At 47.7% G+C, this 16,345-nt stretch carries 15 protein-coding genes; 5 read left to right on the top strand and 10 right to left on the bottom strand.

The annotated features are described in order from the left end of the window. Positions 1–82: 82 nt before the first annotated feature. The 3 genes from GT1_RS17320 to GT1_RS17310 all read right to left on the bottom strand — a co-directional run bounded on the left by GT1_RS17320 (position 83) and on the right by GT1_RS17310 (position 4,083). A complete protein-coding gene (locus GT1_RS17320; RefSeq protein ID WP_188399751.1) occupies positions 83–268 on the bottom strand; it encodes a hypothetical protein in 186 nt (61 codons plus the stop codon). Between the two features lie 39 nt (positions 269–307). After that, the gene (locus GT1_RS17315) at positions 308–2,140 is read right to left on the bottom strand and encodes a bifunctional diguanylate cyclase/phosphodiesterase (RefSeq protein WP_223226334.1); all 1,833 of its coding nucleotides are present in this window, start codon (positions 2,138–2,140) and stop codon (positions 308–310) included. Between the two features lie 257 nt (positions 2,141–2,397). Beyond that, on the bottom strand, positions 2,398–4,083 hold the full coding sequence (locus GT1_RS17310) for a methyl-accepting chemotaxis protein (protein WP_188399767.1): 1,686 nt from the start codon (positions 4,081–4,083) through the stop codon (positions 2,398–2,400). Between the two features lie 95 nt (positions 4,084–4,178). On the opposite strand from GT1_RS17310, the gene GT1_RS22575 reads away from it, so the two are divergent. Together GT1_RS22575 and GT1_RS17305 are read left to right on the top strand one after the other, a co-directional pair. Further along, the gene (locus GT1_RS22575) at positions 4,179–4,310 is read left to right on the top strand and encodes a hypothetical protein (RefSeq protein WP_255430462.1); all 132 of its coding nucleotides are present in this window, start codon (positions 4,179–4,181) and stop codon (positions 4,308–4,310) included. 88 nt (positions 4,311–4,398) lie between these two features. Further along, entirely contained in the window at positions 4,399–4,947 is a 549-nt protein-coding gene (locus GT1_RS17305) for a site-specific integrase (protein WP_181382917.1), read from the top strand. 383 nt (positions 4,948–5,330) lie between these two features. Here GT1_RS17305 and brnQ read toward each other — a convergent pair whose 3' ends face one another. From brnQ to GT1_RS17280, 5 genes are all read right to left on the bottom strand, one after another. Then, a complete protein-coding gene (brnQ, locus tag GT1_RS17300; RefSeq protein WP_223226333.1) occupies positions 5,331–6,686 on the bottom strand; it encodes a branched-chain amino acid transport system II carrier protein in 1,356 nt (451 codons plus the stop codon). 175 nt (positions 6,687–6,861) lie between these two features. Continuing rightward, positions 6,862–7,566, bottom strand: coding sequence for an ABC transporter permease (locus GT1_RS17295; protein WP_223226332.1), 705 nt, complete (start codon positions 7,564–7,566; stop codon positions 6,862–6,864). A gap of 38 nt (positions 7,567–7,604) precedes the next feature. Further along, the gene (locus GT1_RS17290; RefSeq protein ID WP_188399748.1) at positions 7,605–8,357 is read right to left on the bottom strand and encodes an ABC transporter ATP-binding protein; all 753 of its coding nucleotides are present in this window, start codon (positions 8,355–8,357) and stop codon (positions 7,605–7,607) included. Positions 8,358–8,363: 6 nt separating this feature from the next. Continuing rightward, positions 8,364–9,317, bottom strand: a complete 954-nt coding sequence (locus GT1_RS17285; protein WP_188399747.1) for an ABC transporter substrate-binding protein — start codon at positions 9,315–9,317, stop codon at positions 8,364–8,366. Positions 9,318–9,360: 43 nt separating this feature from the next. After that, entirely contained in the window at positions 9,361–10,563 is a 1,203-nt protein-coding gene (locus tag GT1_RS17280) for an MFS transporter (protein WP_188399746.1), read from the bottom strand. A gap of 315 nt (positions 10,564–10,878) precedes the next feature. On the opposite strand from GT1_RS17280, the gene GT1_RS17275 reads away from it, so the two are divergent. The 3 genes from GT1_RS17275 to GT1_RS17265 all read left to right on the top strand — a co-directional run bounded on the left by GT1_RS17275 (position 10,879) and on the right by GT1_RS17265 (position 14,470). Beyond that, positions 10,879–12,207, top strand: a complete 1,329-nt coding sequence (locus GT1_RS17275; protein WP_188399745.1) for a hypothetical protein — start codon at positions 10,879–10,881, stop codon at positions 12,205–12,207. 175 nt (positions 12,208–12,382) lie between these two features. Beyond that, positions 12,383–13,753, top strand: a complete 1,371-nt coding sequence (gene hcp, locus GT1_RS17270) for a hydroxylamine reductase (protein WP_223226331.1) — start codon at positions 12,383–12,385, stop codon at positions 13,751–13,753. Positions 13,754–13,921: 168 nt separating this feature from the next. Next, positions 13,922–14,470 carry a hypothetical protein gene (locus GT1_RS17265; protein ID WP_188399744.1) on the top strand — a complete coding sequence of 183 codons (549 nt, stop codon included), beginning with the start codon at positions 13,922–13,924 and terminating at the stop codon, positions 14,468–14,470. A gap of 75 nt (positions 14,471–14,545) precedes the next feature. Here the strand turns inward: GT1_RS17265 and GT1_RS17260 are convergent, their stop codons facing one another. Then, a complete protein-coding gene (locus tag GT1_RS17260) occupies positions 14,546–14,998 on the bottom strand; it encodes a hypothetical protein (RefSeq protein ID WP_188399743.1) in 453 nt (150 codons plus the stop codon). Positions 14,999–15,137: 139 nt separating this feature from the next. Then, the gene (locus GT1_RS17255) at positions 15,138–16,265 is read right to left on the bottom strand and encodes a PP2C family protein-serine/threonine phosphatase (protein WP_188399742.1); all 1,128 of its coding nucleotides are present in this window, start codon (positions 16,263–16,265) and stop codon (positions 15,138–15,140) included. Between the last annotated feature and the right edge of the window lie 80 nt (positions 16,266–16,345).

Below are 16,345 nucleotides of genomic sequence, written 5' to 3'. Positions count from 1 at the left end.
GTTATATACATCTGTTCACACATGGGCCGGTAAACCTGCAGGTATGTCTTATGCTTATAATCTATTCCTGAAAAAAGCGGCTTTACCTTCTGAATTTTTTGACATTTCCATTAGGAATCTTGTCATCTTCGGGGGAAGCGAAAACAATATAACACCACAGCTTAGCCGCCGCTGACAACGGCAAAGGGCGCACCCCAAAACGTTTTAACAAACGCAATGCGGCACGCCCTTTTTGAGTCAGTAACCAGGAAAACAGATTGACCGGCATGCTTGAAGTGTGGCTGCCATTATCGGCAAATTGCAGCCGTTATTGGCGGCAATGCGATTTTAGCAGCGGCGCTTCCCGGCGAAACGCAATTAATAAGTCAATAGCCTGTTCCCACGGCACCGGCCGGCTCAATAAATAACCCTGAATATAATCACAACGGTACTTAAACAATTCTGCGGCCTGCTGTTCTGTTTCCACCCCTTCGGCAACAACAACCAAGCCCAGGCTATGTGCCATATGGATAATCGCACCGGCGAACTGTGCATCGTCGGAGAGGATTTTGTCGATGAACGACTTGTCAATCTTAAGCTTTTTGACTGGCAGGTTTTTTAGATAGGTCAAAGACGAATAACCTACGCCAAAGTCATCCAGTGAAAGACGCACACCGTAAACCTTTAATTCCTGCAATTTGCGAATACTGTCTTCCATCGAATGAATCAGGACATTCTCCGTTACCTCCAGTTCCAGTTGACTGGGTTGAATAGCCGCAGTTTCAATACTCCTGCGGACAAGTGAGACAAAATCCCTTGCCTCCAGCTGGCAGGGTGAAATGTTAACCGACACGCTTATTTGGCCCAGCCCCAAATCTGTCATAGTGCGGGCAAACTTGCAGGCTTCACGCAATACCCACCGTCCGAGCAGATGAATCAGATCGCTTTGCTCGGCCAGCTTAATAAACCGGTCAGGCGGCACCGCTCCATGTTCCGGGCTTGTCCAGCGCAATAACGCCTCAAAACTGATAATGTCCCGGTCCGGCAGTGACACTATCGGCTGATAATGCAAAGCCAGTTCTCCCCGTTCTATTGCGTAGCGCAGATTATACTGAATGGACATGTTTTCGCAAGCGTCCTGCTGCATACTTTTTTTATAAAACCGCCAGGAATTCTTGCCGCTTTCCTTGGCAGCATACAGGGCGAGATCCGCCTTCTTAAACAAGTCTTCCGCCTTGTCACTGTCCTCCGGGTATAGTGCCACACCAATACTTGCCGAAACGCGGATACTTGTGCCGCAGAGTGTATAATCCCGCGTGAGCGCCTGCGAAATACGCTCGGTGATAGCGGCAATTTCCTGCCGGTCAGTCCTGTTAAGCAGCAATACGATAAACTCGTCATCGCCAATCCGGGCCACTATATCTGCCGCTGCCGCTTCGTCGAAGATATAGGAGCCGGCTTTGATTATCACCTCATCGCCGCAGGTATAACCGAAAGTATCATTAATCAGTTTAAAATCGTCCAGGTCAATGAACAGCACCGCGCCTCCCGCCTGCCCCCGGCTTACCTTTTCGAGCTCCTCTGTCAGCCGTTCTTTAAGACTTGTCCGGTTTGGCAGCCCTGTCAAACTGTCGAAATAAATCAGTTGGCGCACCTGACTTTCCGCCATTTTTCGCTCCGCAATTTCTTTTTCAAAATACATAATCAGCATGCCCAGCGCCGCTGCCAGCGCCAGAATGGCCCCCAATAAATATCCCCAGGTTGCAAACCAGGCTACATCTCGCAAAAAGGGATAGTTCACTTTGTGCAACCCCCAGACAATGAAGGTGCAGCCGGCAATTATTTTCCCCGCGCCCGCAATAGGGTAGGTAAGCATGGTTCCGCCAACCCAGAGGTTGACCAACCCAAGAAATATAAAAATCGGCATATATAGCAGTGCGGCTGGCAGGGATAAGTAATTGCCCGTAACAATCCATAATCCCCCCACGATGGACAGCCCTATCCATACCCGCTTGCGCTCATGTCCCCCAAAAGCATCGGTTCCCCAGGCCAGAAAAATACCACTAAGAAGGGAAACAAACTGGTTCGCAGAAAAAAGATACGGCGTGGCCGGAGCAGAGACCAGCCCCAACTCAGAAATAAGCCGGAGAACATACAACACCCAGCCTGCTGACCAAAGGCCGACAAAATTTTCCCGATATTGTTGGTAAAGGTATAGGTTGACTGCTAAAAGAACGCTGGTAGTTGCCAGCGTGACAGATACGCTGAAAAAGATCTGTTCTATGATATCCCAACTCCGTTCCGCCGGAGGCTTAACCAGTGTTCTCCAGGTTATAACCGGTATAGCACTCCCGTATTGCCGTTAGCAGCCGATACCGCCGGTTGTGGAAGGCGGCACCCAGCCCGTTCAGGTGAGACTCACACACGAAACTTGACCACCGCTGTCTGGAGCTCCTGCGCAAGTTTTGCTAAGGCTTCACTGGAGGTTGCGATTTCTTCCATGGAAGCCAGCTGCTCTTCGGCAGCTGCCGAGACGCCCTGGGCTTCACCCGCTGATTTCCTGCTGAGTTCATCAATCTTTTTGACTGCTCCTACGATATGCTGACTGCCGGCTGCCGTCTGCTGAATGGCGGCCGAGATATCTCTTACCTGGGCAGACACTTGCAGCACTAAATCAGCAATTTCACTGAAAGCACCGCCGGCGGTATTGACCACTTCGGCCCCGGTCTTGACTTCCCGGGTACCGTCATTCATGGCCACCACGGCCTTCGCAGTATCTCCCTGGATTTCCCCGATTAAGGCGGCAATCTTTTTAGCTGCCTCCTGAGATTGTTCGGCAAGTTTTCGTACTTCCTCCGCCACGACAGCAAAGCCGCGGCCTTGTTCGCCGGCGCGGGCTGCTTCGATGGCGGCGTTCAGCGCCAGTAAATTTGTCTGACCGGCAATGCCGGAGATGGTATCCACGATCTGGCCAATTTCCTTGGACCTTTCACCCAGTTTAGCCACTACCGCTGCCGAGGTGTTGACAGTATCTTCAATCCGGGCCATCTGGCTGACCGCTTTGTCCACAGCCTCGCCGCCGTTTTTGGCTTTATCCGCCGCTTGGGACGATTGGGCGGCAACCTGATTAGCACTTGCGGCCATTTGCTGGACACCTGCCGTCATTTGCTGAATCACGGCAGAAGTTTCGTCAGTTGCAGCCATTTGTTCATTGGCGCCGGCGGCCACCTCGGTGATGGAAACAGCAATCTGATTAGCCGCCTGAGCAGACTGCTCCGAGCTGGCGGTCAGCTCCTCCGACGAGGCGGCTACCTGCTCGACATTGGCGTTAATGTGCTTGATAAGTGTTTTAAGCTCTATGACCATCGTATTAAAGGCTGACGCCAGTTGGCCAATCTCATCCTGACTTGCCACCCTTACCTGCTGCGTCAAATCTCCGCTTGCCACCTGCTGGGCCACGGCCGCCAACTGGTTGACCGGACGGGAGATGCTGCGGGCGGCAAAGATGCCGATGCCAATGCCCAAAACGGCACTTAACAAACCGGCGGTCAGAGAAGCCCTGGCACTGTTGTCGACGGCGGTTACCGATTGGTCCATAGACTTATTAATCTGCTCCCGCCGCAAATCCATATATTCCTTTGCTTTATCCCGCAATTGCCGTCCTATATCTGTAAGCTCGCCGTTCATTACCGCAAGAGACTCCTGCTCTTTGCCTGCCTGCTTTAAGGGAATGACTACTTTTTCGGCGACCTCTGAGTACTTGGCGTCCAGCGCCAATAATTCACTTACAATTTTTTTGCCTTCTGCCGTACGTGCGGCAACCAACAGCTCTTTTTCAAGCTTTTCGCTTTCTGCTGTCACTCGCCGGAAATTATTGAGCGACACTTGATCTCCGGATATAAGAAATCCTCGGAGGGAAGCAAACTTATTTTCTACGCCTCTCGCAATCTCCGCAGTTTGTACCAATCTCGGGATGTCTTCACCTCCGGTTTTAGTGATTAAATCTCCGGCAATATTAACATTGTACATTACAAAACCGAACCCAACCGCTCCTACGATTACCACCAGCATGAAGTAAGCAATCATTTTACTTAGCAAATTCATCTTCAAAAATATGTGCCTCCTTTTCTTCTTCCTGAGTTGCTCCATACAGATAACAGCCGCAAACCATGTGCGAAATAATGTAACATAATTAGTTTATGTTACATCTTTTTCCGGTTGTCCAGTATGGCATTAAACAAACGAATACCTCATATCCATTGCCCTATGATGAGCTGATGGGATATGAGGTATTCATGGTACGGCGGCAGGCTATGCAGCTGATTAGGTAAACTCTTACGCAATGTTACAAGGTATTTCCCGCTTTTCGCCATAACATATTAAATTGGTACATATATTAACAATCAGGATGTGATTAGTATGGAATGCGTTGAACCAATCCGTAGTAAAGAACAAATTAATGCCATTAAATGTTATCTGAGAAACCATAATTTGCGTAATTATTTACTGTTTGTTTTAGGTATTAACAGCGGTTTGAGAATTTCAGACTTATTATCGCTTACCATCGAGGATGTAAAAGAAGTAGATCGCATCATTCTGCGTGAAAAGAAAACCGGTAAACCAAAAGATTTCCCGCTTTCAGATACATGTAAGGATGCTATTCAAGAATATTTTACGAATACTAAAATTGATAGTAACTGGCTGTTTAAAAGCAAAAAAGGGGATCGGGCGATTACTCGGATACAAGCTTACAGAGTAATTAATAAAGCAGCACGTATGACCGGTATTACAGAGGCGATTGGCACACATACCTTGCGCAAAACATTTGGTTATTGGGCCTATAAAAATGGCGCAGATATAACTCAAATTCAAAAACTGCTTAATCATTCCACCCCTGCTATAACATTAGCTTATATAGGAATTACGAAAGATAGTTTAGATAATATTTATAAAAACTTAAATCTATAACCCAAAACTTTATTGCTGGGAAACAATCTTGTCGAAAGAGGAGGAAATTGCAATAAATGGTTGAATCTAGTATTATTAGTCCTTATGCAATTGTGTAACATAAACTAATTATGTTACATTATTTCTAATTTTATACTCAAAACAATGAGCCTGTAAAACAATTTGTTTTTTTGCTTTTTTCGGAAAAATTCAATTTACCGTGCGAAAAATCTCAAAACTGCCGTAACTGTATAACATATCTAGAAAAACTGTAAAGAAAAAGGTGTTTACCGAGGCGCGGCCTCATACCCACCTTTTGTTAGAATAAATAAGAAGGACAGAGCTTGTGCTAAGCTCTGTCCTTCTTCTATTGATAACCATGGTTGTCTGCAATCATACCGGCTTTACCGGAGCTGTTCGGGACTCACTTCCGATGAGCCCGAAAAAAGCAGGGAGATAATATATCCCAATACCGCGCCGGCGACAGCCGGTATCAGCCAGCCAAGACTAATGTCAAACAGCGGCAGATAGCTGCTAAAAGACTTGGTAACAAAACCTAGCGAAATGTTAGCCGCCTTTAATCCGTCCACAAGACTAACAACCGCAGTCAAAAGCATGCTATAGCGATAAACCTCTGTCCGGCCACCAAACAGCGGGTCCAGGAATACCAGGAAAATCAAAACAATTACCAAAGGATAAATGCCAATCAATACCGGTACAGAAAACGCAATGAGCTGCGTTAAGCCAACATTAGAAATCACCAGACTAAAGATCGACAGTATATATACCAGGTTTTGATACGTAAGACGCGGGAAAAATCTGGTGAAAAAGGTGGCACAGGCAGATACCAGACCAATACTGGTTGTTAAACAAGCAAAAATTATCGCCAATCCTAAAATCAAATTACCGGCTGAACCATAATAGATATTAGCTGCCTTGGACAAAATTATGCCGCCATTCTCTGCTTGCCCGATGGTCCCCACACTGGCGGCGCCAAGATAGGCCAAAGATACATAGATGGCCCCCAGGAAAAATGCAGCAATTAAACCGGAACCGGTGCATACTTTGGCAATCTCTTTAGCGTTCCTGACACCCTTGCTCTTAATAGCATTCACAACAATAATCGCAAAGACAATCGAGGCCAGCGTGTCCATGGTTAAATAGCCTTCCTGAAAGCCTTTGGCGAAAGCATGGCTTTGGTACTCTCCCAGCGGCGCCAGGAGGTCCCCCATAGGGTTGATGAAGGCTTGCCCCACCAGGAAAACCAGCATAATTAACAGCGCCGGGGTTAATATCTTGCCAACCCTGTCGACAATCTTGCTGGGATTTAGCGCCAGCCAGCAGGTAACCGCGAAGAAAATAACGGAATAGATAAGCAGGCTCAGGCCATCGCTGCCCATAGTTCCTGCCACAAACGGCTTAACGCCAACTTCATATGACACCGCACCTGTACGGGGAATAGCAAATAAAGGGCCAATGGTCAGATAGGTGCTCACCATTAAAGCAGTGGCAAAAAGCGGGTGAACCCTCTTGGCCAAATCCCCTGCATCATTGCTGCCGGACAAACCGATGGCCAAAACCCCTAATAAGGGAAGGCCGACACCGGTAGTCAAAAAGCCTAAAATAGCAACCCAGACATTATCGCCTGCCGCTTGTCCCAAAGCCGGCGGGAAAATCAGATTCCCGGCACCAAAGAAAAGCGAAAATAACATTAAGCCAATCGCCAATGTATCTTGGAACGATAGTTTCTTTACTTCCAACAATATGTCCTCCTTCGCAAGTACTTATACTGTTACAGTATATTACATGTTTACATTTAAATCAATCTTATGTCTTCTTGTTGTATTCATAATTCATTACCTAAAATACCAGGTATAAAAAAATAAAACCAGTTCTCCTTCGTGACAAGGAGATAGCTGGTTTCTTGCTTACCGCCTATTGATACTGCCATTTGCACAGCTTTCTTTCCAGATAATCAATGGTGCTAAACAACGTCAGCCCAATGCTGCTTAAGGCAACAATCCCTGAATACATTTCCAGATAGTTGACCCGCAGCCAGGCGTCCATAATAAAATACCCCATTCCAAATTGTGTGCCAAAGGTTTCTGTAAAAAATAACACCGATATGGCGGTCGCCATAGCCACCCGCAGCGCGGTTAAAAACTTGGGCATAGAGGCTGGAATGAGAATGTCACGGACAATATCCGGAAACCCGGCTCCCAAAGAATATAAGGGGTAGTAGGTTTCCTTGGGAATGCTTTTAACGCCATCCCTCACCGCCACAATGACCTGGAAAACGATAATCAGAAATATCATCAGTATCTTGGACATTTCCCCCAGGCCAAACACCAGCATCACAACAGGCAGCAGCGCAATCTTCGGAATGGGATAGGTTAAATACACTAACGGCGAAAATAGCTTGTCCCAACCGGAGAAATACCCCATACAGAGTCCCAGCGGGATTCCAATAAGTACGGCAAAAAAAACTCCGGCAAGAATACGCCATAGACTGTAAAAACCGTGAACAGCAATTTGCGGTACAAAAATTTCGATGAAATTAGCCATTACCGCCGCCGGCGGCGGAATAATCGGCAAATCTACCCAGTAGGCTGCCGCCTGCCACAATACAAAAAAAATCACGGTTCCGTATAGGTACCAAACTCCCGGTCCCTTTTTCCTCACTTTGACCAATCCTCTTTTATCATCTTGCGTAATTCAATACTAAGCTGGAAAAAATCCTGCTGGTTGCGAACCCCTTCTATCCCGAACAACGGATTGTCAATGATTTTACTGACCCTCCCGGGAGTGGCTGACAAAATAACGATTTTCCGCCCCAAATACACCGCTTCTTCCACATGATGGGTAACAAGAATAGTGGAAACAGAATGCTTACGCCAGACCTGTAAAAACACATTTTGGATTTCCTCCCTGGTCATGGCGTCCAGCGCCGAAAAGGGTTCATCCATCAGCAATAGATCGGGCTGCAACAGAAAGGCGCGGGCCAAAGCAACCCGCTGCTGCTGACCGCCGCTCAATTCGCCGGGATAACGATGCTCCAAGCCGCCCAGTCCCAGCAATTGAACCATAGCTGCCTGGTTTTGCTCGTTATCACCAGCTTGTTTGTTTTTAATTTTTACGCCCAGGCGTATATTCTCATAAATGGTTTTCCAGGGCAGCAGTCCGTAATTTTGGGGAATGAAGCCAATCTTTTGCTTTTGCGGTCTAACGGCTTGCCCGTTAATTTCGACAGTTCCATCAAACTTTTTAATAATCCCGGCCAGTACCTTTAACAACGTTGATTTGCCACAGCCGGAAGGGCCAATGATTGCGCAGGTTTCACCGGCAGCAAGCTCCAGTGTAATGTCTTTAAGCGCCATATTGCTCACGTTGCGGTCTTCATAGGCGACACTTAGGTTTTTTATCCTAATCATAATGAACTACCTGACAAAACGGGTGTCGACCAACTCGGAATAAGAATACTTGTTCTTAATAAGCTGCCTGGCCTGCAGCCAGGTCATCACAGCCTCAATGTCCTTGGGGTCGGGAGCAACAGCTTTTTTATACTGAGGCAAAACAAGCGCACCTTTGACATCCTGGGGGAAACCGCCTTTGGCAATAATCAAATCGATATAATTCTCCAGCGGTTCCTTGGCTAAGTAGTCGACAGCTTTATTATAAGCCCGGTACATGGCATGAATTTCCTGCTCCTTGCCATTAACAGCCTTCGCCGTAAAAAGTAATACACCGGGATTTATCCCCAGCCTGTCGGAGGAGTTTACCAGCTTACCGCCATTTTTTATGGCGACACTTGCCAGCGGCTCCGGCAAAGTAGCGGCGGCAATCTTGCCATTTTGCAGCATTTCCAGACGTGCGGGAATCTGCGGAATAACCACTTTGTTGATACCATTGGCAGGCAAACCGCTTTCATCGGCAATTTTGTCTGTTACATATTCAATAACGGTGTTTTTGGAAACAGCCACATCCTTGCCCTGCAAATCCTTGATGGAGGCAACTGTTTCATTTTTGTTAACAACCATTTTATAGCTGCCGGTTGTTAATGAAGTAATTACAGTATCAAATCCCCCGGCTTTGGCAAAAGCCTCGGCCAGCATATCCGAAATAGTCCCGTCTAAGTTGCCGCTCTGCAGGGCGCTGTCCCGTTCCATTGCACTTTTAAAGGATTTGAGGGTTACTGTTAAACCTTCTTCCTTAAAATAGCCTTTTTCCTGAGCAATGATAAAGGGAATGGAATCTACATCAGGCATAAGCCCGATGGTAAGGCCCTGCAACTGAGAATGCTTGGGGGAAGTATCTTCTGTTTTGTTGCCGGTGCAGCCTGTCAGGGCAAGCGCCAGCATAGCAACAAGCAGGATAATTGTAACCTTTTTCATGGACAAACCTCATTTCTGTTAATTATCTTCGCAGCGGAAATCCTTAGGGTTTCAGCGTAGACCGGCCATAAGTTTGTCTAACTAAATATAGTATATATAATACAATAAAACAGACAACAACATTGGCAGAATAAAAATATATCGATTGATAACCCGATTGTCCGGCCAAAATGCCAAGCACAATAGCCCCCCCGCCAACACCCGTATCCAGCGCGTTAAAAAAAGTGGCGTTGGCAATACTGCGCCTCTCCGGCGTTACCATGTTGATCATCCATGTCTGTAATGCCGGAAACATTGAGCCGGTACCCAGACCGTAGCAGGCTGCCGCCCATAAAAACGCGTCCGGGGACGAAACCTTTGACAAGATCATTAAACCCAGAAACAAAACTACCGCTCCGGGAATAATGACCCAGGCAGGACCTTTTTGATCAAAAATCCGGCCTGTTACCAGGCGCGCTAAAAATACATTCGAGGTAGCTACCAGGAAGAAATACCCGGCGTTAGCAACATGCACCTCCCTTGCCAGTAATGTCACAAAACTTAACACCCCGCCGATACAAATGCCCAGCAGCAGGCTAAGAACTGCGGGGAAAATCGCTTGCCGCTCAATAAGCCGGCCCACTCCCGGGCTGCCTGCCTCAGCATGGCTAACCAGAGCGGCAGGCATACGTGAAGCCTGTGTCCACACAAACGCCAGCACCTGGCTTGCCGCGGCAACGGCAAACAAAACAGCGAAACCGTAACTGTCCACCACCCATACGCCGATAGCCGGAGCCAACGCCATCAACAGGGTACTGCCAAGCCCGAAATACCCCATCCCTTCCCCTCGGCGCGAGCCGGGAATAATATCAGATACTATGGTGGCGTACATCGTCGTCGCGATGCCGAAGCCTACCCCGTGAAGTATCCGTGTTGATAACGACAGGGCTACATTTGTCGCCCAATAATAACCAGCTATCGCAATCATGCAAATAACAATACCCCATAGCAAAAAATTCGTTTTTCCCAGCCTGTTAATTCCCTGCACTGTATAAAAGCGAATCAATACGGCGGAAAAAGTGAAGCTCCCCATAATCAGCCCGATTTGCGCGTCTGTTCCCCCAAAACCGGCGATAAACAGCGGCAGAGTCGGTATCAGCATGTGAAAGCCTGAAGCCAATAACGCATTGGAAACTGCCAGATAGATAAATGCCCTGGTCCATAACGGTTCTTTTACTACTGCCGGATTCATTCTGTCTATGTTCACTACCTCTGCTTCCCTCGTGGTCCACCAAGCCAAAATTCACAGTGTTCTTTCACCCTATGACTTTAGACCTGGCAGACGACTGGTCCAAAATTTTAAACACCATTGCACTGTAAAGTTAACCTTCGTCAAGCTATATCCTCTTCGACACCTACTGTGCTCTTACCTCCAAAAAGTTTGGATTCTTCGTACTTTGGTGAGATTATCCGGCTGCCAGGATATCTTTCCCAGAAAAATTTGCGTTACCCAATTGATCCTCCGGCGTTTAACACTATGAAGGCGCCAATACAAAAAACAATTTCGGGAGGAACAATACTCATGAACTTGAAGCATAAAAAATTAATCGCGGCAATAACCGGAGCTGCAATTATCTCCGGCGGTTTTGTACCAATGCTGTCCCCGCTGGCCCTGGCGGCTGCAAGCCAATCGGCTCCGGCCGCAAACGGGCAGCAGACAGCGGCAGAAGTATTTGCCACAGAAGCTGTAATTACAGAAAACAACGGAGCCACGCGCCGTGTGGTTGTAAACAACACCGGGAAACAAACAATTGCGGTTGCACTGGAAAAAAACATCGTAGACCAACTGCAGCAGGAGGCAAATAAAGGCAGGCAGCAATGGCTCCTGGACCCGGTAAAAGTAGTCAAGGCTAATGCTGCCAAATACGGGTTTGATGCCAAGCAAGACAGCTTCACCCTCATATTTAAACACTACAACAACTCTGCCGGCACCGGCAAAGCCTATGTCCTGGTGGGACACGGCCCGGCATTTTATTTAGTGGAACTGTCCCAGCCGACAGGCTATGGCAATAACAAAATCTGGCAAATTACCTCCATCAAAGAAGCCAAGGTAACCGAGCCGAACAAGCCTAATAAACCTGATGTAGGTCCTGGCGTCACCGGCCTTGATTATAGCAAGGTAATCAAATGGCAGCAGGCGGTCGATGCCGGACGCGAGTTGTGGCGGCTTGACCCAATAAAAGTTGCTAAAAATGAAGGCAAAAACTATGGTTTCTCAGACAAAGACAAATTTACTGTTATCCGCAAAGTAAGCAGCAGCTCCCTGTCACGGCATGGACAAACCGACGTTGAGGTAATCCACAACGGCAAGAAATATACTATGATTCTGGTTAAACCCTTCGGCGGACGTGATGCCATCTGGACAACGTACAAGGTAACAGGCACTGCCGTTACACCAGGTACCCCCAGCGGCGAACAAGTACTCTATTCCACCAGCAAATACAAAAACTGGCAGTGGAACCTGCCTAAATATCCCCAGGGTACCGGCGTAGCCGCTATCTACAATTATGAACTGCATGCCAGAAGCTTTCAGCAGCAAGTCCCCCAGGCAGTTCTTGATAAACTCAATAAGGTGGATCTCACCAACAAAGTGGCTTTAGTGGCCTACCTTGGCGGAACCTCTTCCACCAATGAGATTGGCATTGAAAAGGTCACATTGAAGGATAATACGTTGACTGTCAATGTAAGAACAAAAAGCCCCAAGCCTGGTGCGCCGATGACTATGGATTATGTGAATCCTTCGGCCCATGTACTTGTTGACCGCAGCATATTCGAAACCGGCAAGGCTATTAATGTAACCTTTATCGACCAAGCCGGAAAAGTATTAGGAAAAATGACCCTGTCCCTTTAGCAAACCGGAAGCCGCCTAACCAGGCGGCTTCTTATCATTTGCCCAGGTCTTCTCTTTAGACCGGAAAAAATTTAGCAGCAATATCACAGGGTTATATGATTTATATCACAGGCAGCCACGCCTCTTTTCTTTATACTGTAATTATCAATACTACTAAATACGGAGGTTTAACGATATGAGTATGTTTTGTCATCAATGTGAACAGACCGCCAATGGAACCGGCTGCACCAAAGTGGGTGTATGCGGTAAAAATGAAGACCTGCAAAGCTTGCAGGATATTCTGACCTTTGGTCTTAAAGGCATTGCCGCCTACGCTTACCATGCCCGCGAGCTGGGAGCCCGCGATGAACAAGTTGACGCATTTGTCCATGATGCCATGTTTTTTACGCTAACCAATGTTGATTTTAGCCTGGAACGCCATATTGATATGGTAATGAAATGCGGCGAAATGAATTACCGCGTAATGGAGCTGTTGGATAAAGCGCATACCGAACGCTTTGGCAACCCGGTGCCCACTAAGGTATCAACAGGCACCAAGGCAGGTCACGGCATTTTAATCACCGGCCATGATATCCTCGACCTCTACGAACTACTTAAACAAACTGAAGGTATGGGAATCAATATCTACACCCATGGTGAGATGCTCCCCGCCCATGCCTACCCGGAACTGCAAAAATTCCCGCACCTGGTAGCTAACTATGGTACGGCCTGGCAAAACCAGCAAACCGAATTTGCCGCCTTCCCTGGTGCTATTTTGGTCACAACCAACTGCATCATGCCTGTCAAGGAGTCTTACCGGGAACGCCTGTTTACCAGCGGCGTAGCCGGTATGGAGGGCTGTGAGCATATTACCGGCCGGGATTTCAGCGCCCTGATTGCCAAGGCCAAAGCCTCGCCCGCCCTGCCGGAACAAGCCGGTTCCAGCCTCATGACCGGCTTCCACCACACTGCCGTTTTAGGCTTAGCCGACAAAATCGTGGACGCTGTAAAAAGCGGCAAAATTAAACGCTTTTTCCTGGTTGGCGGCTGTGACGGCGCCAAACCGGGCCGCAATTATTACACCCAGCTGGTGGAACAAATTCCACAAGACTGTGTGGTATTAACCGTAGCCTGCGGCAAATACCGTTTCAATCATCTTGATTTGGGCGACATTGACGGCATCCCGCGCCTGCTTGACCTCGGACAATGCAACAACTCCTACTCAGGCATCCAGATTGCGTTAGCCTTAGCCAAAGCCTTTAACTGCGGTGTTAACGACTTGCCGCTCACACTCATCCTATCCTGGTATGAACAAAAAGCGGTAGCCATCCTGCTGACACTGCTGAGCCTTGGGGTCAAAAACATCCGTGTGGGCCCTACACCTCCGGCTTTCATGTCCCCTAACGTGCTAAAGGTATTGCAAGATAACTACAATTTGCAGCTTATCACCACACCAGACCAGGATCTCCAAGCCATATTTGGCTCTACCCCGGCTGCTGCTAATCCGGAGCCTGTGGCAGAACCCTCCTTCTGGGGACGTATCGCTGCTTTTCTGGGATTTAAGTAATTTGCGCCAGCCTTGAACAGTTTTTGCCTCATCCGCTTTTGACAGCAAAGAGCCCGACCCTTGCGGCCAGGCTCTTTGCTTTGTTTATTATATTGCTATATTTACCTAGAATTATGCTCTTAAAAATCTGAAACACTAGATACAAATAAAGCTGAAGGAGGGAAAACCTTGGGAATTAACTCCGTTAAACGCAAACAACTGAGACGCAAATACAAACGCCGGGCTGCTGCCTTAATGAGCGCCGCAATTCTGACAGGAGCAGCATTGTCCGGTATCCCAGCCACTAAGGCTCTCGCTGCCGAAGCACCATCCAACACGCCCCCGCAAAAACAAGAACAGACATTCAAACATTCTAAGGATTCCCGCCCGCCAGGCCGTGGCTGGCATCAGCACAAGCATAGCTGGCCAAGTCCTGATGAGAGCCAGGCCTGGTATCAGGACGGGAAAATTTATTACCGCAGTACCAACAGCTCAGCCCGCGATTACCACTATCGCAGCGACTATGCCTACTCTGTCAATAATCCGGTACAATACCTCAAAGACCGGGCGGCTACCTATGGCTTTGATGCCTACCGTGATTCCTTCTCGCTGCTGAGCGTTACCAACCAGCGGGCCTTTATCGAAGTCCGGAAGCAAGACACGGGAAAACTCTATAACGTATTATTAGAGCGGGATTACAACAATGCATGGAAGATTACCAGCATTCGCGCCTTATAACCCAAGGATAATACAAGGGGACGGTTCTAGTGTATCATTTTCCTTCGATACGCCATAACCGTCCCCTTGCATTATTTAATTATTCGCTGAACCAATGGCAATACCAATCAGCAGGGCAGCAATGGTGCGCATTTCCCTGTCATGACGCTGTTTCTCCCGTTCCTGACGTTCACGCCATTCCTTGCGGCTTTCATGCGCCCGCCGTCTCATTTCCCGCTCATGGCGTTCATTTTCGATACGTTTACGCTCATTATGGATACGCCGGCGTTCCTGTTCGCGGCGCTCCTGTTCGCGGCGCTCCTGTTCACGGCGTTCACGCTCACGACGGTCATGGTCACGGCGGTCATCATGCCCGGGTCCGCGGCGATGGTCGCGGTCAGGTCCATGGCCGCGGCTAAGATATGATATTTGTTGTGAGTCATTATTATATAAAGAAACAGGTGCAGCCGCAGCAACCGATGAAAACATGCCAACTTGCATTAAGCCAAGCATGGAATAAATAATCGTCTTTTTAAGCATGCAGTTCATAACGCATTCCCCCTTTATTTTCTAATCTAATCATAATATGGGAATATGACAAAAGTATGACAAAACATGAAAATAGTGCATCACTCACCAAGTTTTGTGAGGATGCACTATTTGAAAATTCTCTGGGGATATTTCATTTTCACTTGATAACGATCTTCAAGGCTGATGCATCATCGGTTCCTTTATGTTCTGCAACCAGTGCATGTAAGAACGACCAAGTGCTGTCTGGCATAGTGACGGCAAAGGCTTTACGGTCTGCAATCAGGTCAAACAGCCCGTCTGTGAGAAACAAAAATACATCACCCGATTGAAAAGCTATTTCATGTTCCTCATACTCAGGGTCTGGCAGCAAACCTAGAAATATGCCTGGTTTAGAGATCAAGCCGGTCTGCTGAGCCGTCCAGGCAAACAGATGATTAATACCCGCAACCGCAAAAGACAGCACCTGTCGTTTAAAATCTATTTGAAAATAAATGGCTGCGGCAAACGTATCCTCGGCAACATATGGCGACACCTTCGAATTGATCCACCGCAAAGTATCGCCAGAGGATAGCCGCTTTTCTTTCGCTTGACGAAATAAAACCCGCAAGGCCATTGCTTGCAGCGCCGTCCCAACTCCGTGGCCCATGATATCAGCCACATAGCCGGAAAGGGTCTGGGTCTGCTCGTTCCATAAATAATCAAAGATATCACCGCCGACATGTTCATGCGGCTGATAGATATTGCTGATCGTCAAAAATGCATTATCCAGGTCTGACGGCAGGAACCCGCGTTGGATACTGCCTGCATAGCGGATGTTGTCAGTCATCAATTTATTTTGTAAGCGAACTTCCTGCTCGGCTTTTTGCCTGATCAGAATTTCTTCTTTTAAACGCCGTTCCCGCTCGTCGAGTTTGATAACCATAGAATTGAACGCAAGTGAAAACTCTCCCATGAAATCAATTCTTTGCTCGTAATCTCCTTTGGCAATTTGCTGTGCCTGCCAGGTTAAATGATTCAGTTTAGAATGGAGTTCTTTTATGCCGGCGGCTAAAAAATTCATTTTCCCCGGACGCTCTATATTTAGAATTCCTCTGGCCAGCGGCACAGTGTATTCGTATAGTTCCTTCATCTGTCCGGCCAGGCGATTGAAGCAGAGAACGACTTGAGCCAACGGCTTGCTGCATTCTTCGGCAGGTATTTGTTCCGGATATTTGCCCTGCATCAGCAGTTCGAATCCGGTCTGTAATTGCTCTAGTACCAGTAAATCCTGCTTATGCAATGTCAATTTTCTGATTCATGTTAGCGAATCCCCTTCCGGTTTATTTTTTGAGCAGACAATCAAGCAGCCTTATCACCGCTGCTGTC

Source organism: Sporomusa sp. GT1, from assembly GCF_014634905.1.
In the GTDB taxonomy this organism is placed as follows: Bacteria; Bacillota; Negativicutes; order Sporomusales; family Sporomusaceae; genus Sporomusa; species Sporomusa sphaeroides.
Note: the sequence above shows the minus strand (reverse complement) of the source record. Positions and strands in the feature narration are given on the sequence as shown.

Bases quoted from the DNA above. Each gene is read 5' to 3' on its own strand.
- GT1_RS17320 (WP_188399751.1), bottom strand. From the start codon at position 268: ATGCCGGTCAATCTGTTTTCCTGGTTACTGACTCAAAAAGGGCGTGCC.
- GT1_RS17310 (WP_188399767.1), bottom strand. From the start codon at position 4,083: ATGAATTTGCTAAGTAAAATGATTGCTTACTTCATGCTGGTGGTAATC.
- GT1_RS22575 (WP_255430462.1), top strand. From the start codon at position 4,179: ATGTTACATCTTTTTCCGGTTGTCCAGTATGGCATTAAACAAACGAAT.
- GT1_RS17305 (WP_181382917.1), top strand. From the start codon at position 4,399: ATGGAATGCGTTGAACCAATCCGTAGTAAAGAACAAATTAATGCCATT.
- GT1_RS17290 (WP_188399748.1), bottom strand. From the start codon at position 8,357: ATGATTAGGATAAAAAACCTAAGTGTCGCCTATGAAGACCGCAACGTG.
- GT1_RS17285 (WP_188399747.1), bottom strand. From the start codon at position 9,317: ATGAAAAAGGTTACAATTATCCTGCTTGTTGCTATGCTGGCGCTTGCC.
- GT1_RS17275 (WP_188399745.1), top strand. From the start codon at position 10,879: ATGAACTTGAAGCATAAAAAATTAATCGCGGCAATAACCGGAGCTGCA.
- hcp (WP_223226331.1), top strand. From the start codon at position 12,383: ATGAGTATGTTTTGTCATCAATGTGAACAGACCGCCAATGGAACCGGC.
- GT1_RS17260 (WP_188399743.1), bottom strand. From the start codon at position 14,998: ATGAACTGCATGCTTAAAAAGACGATTATTTATTCCATGCTTGGCTTA.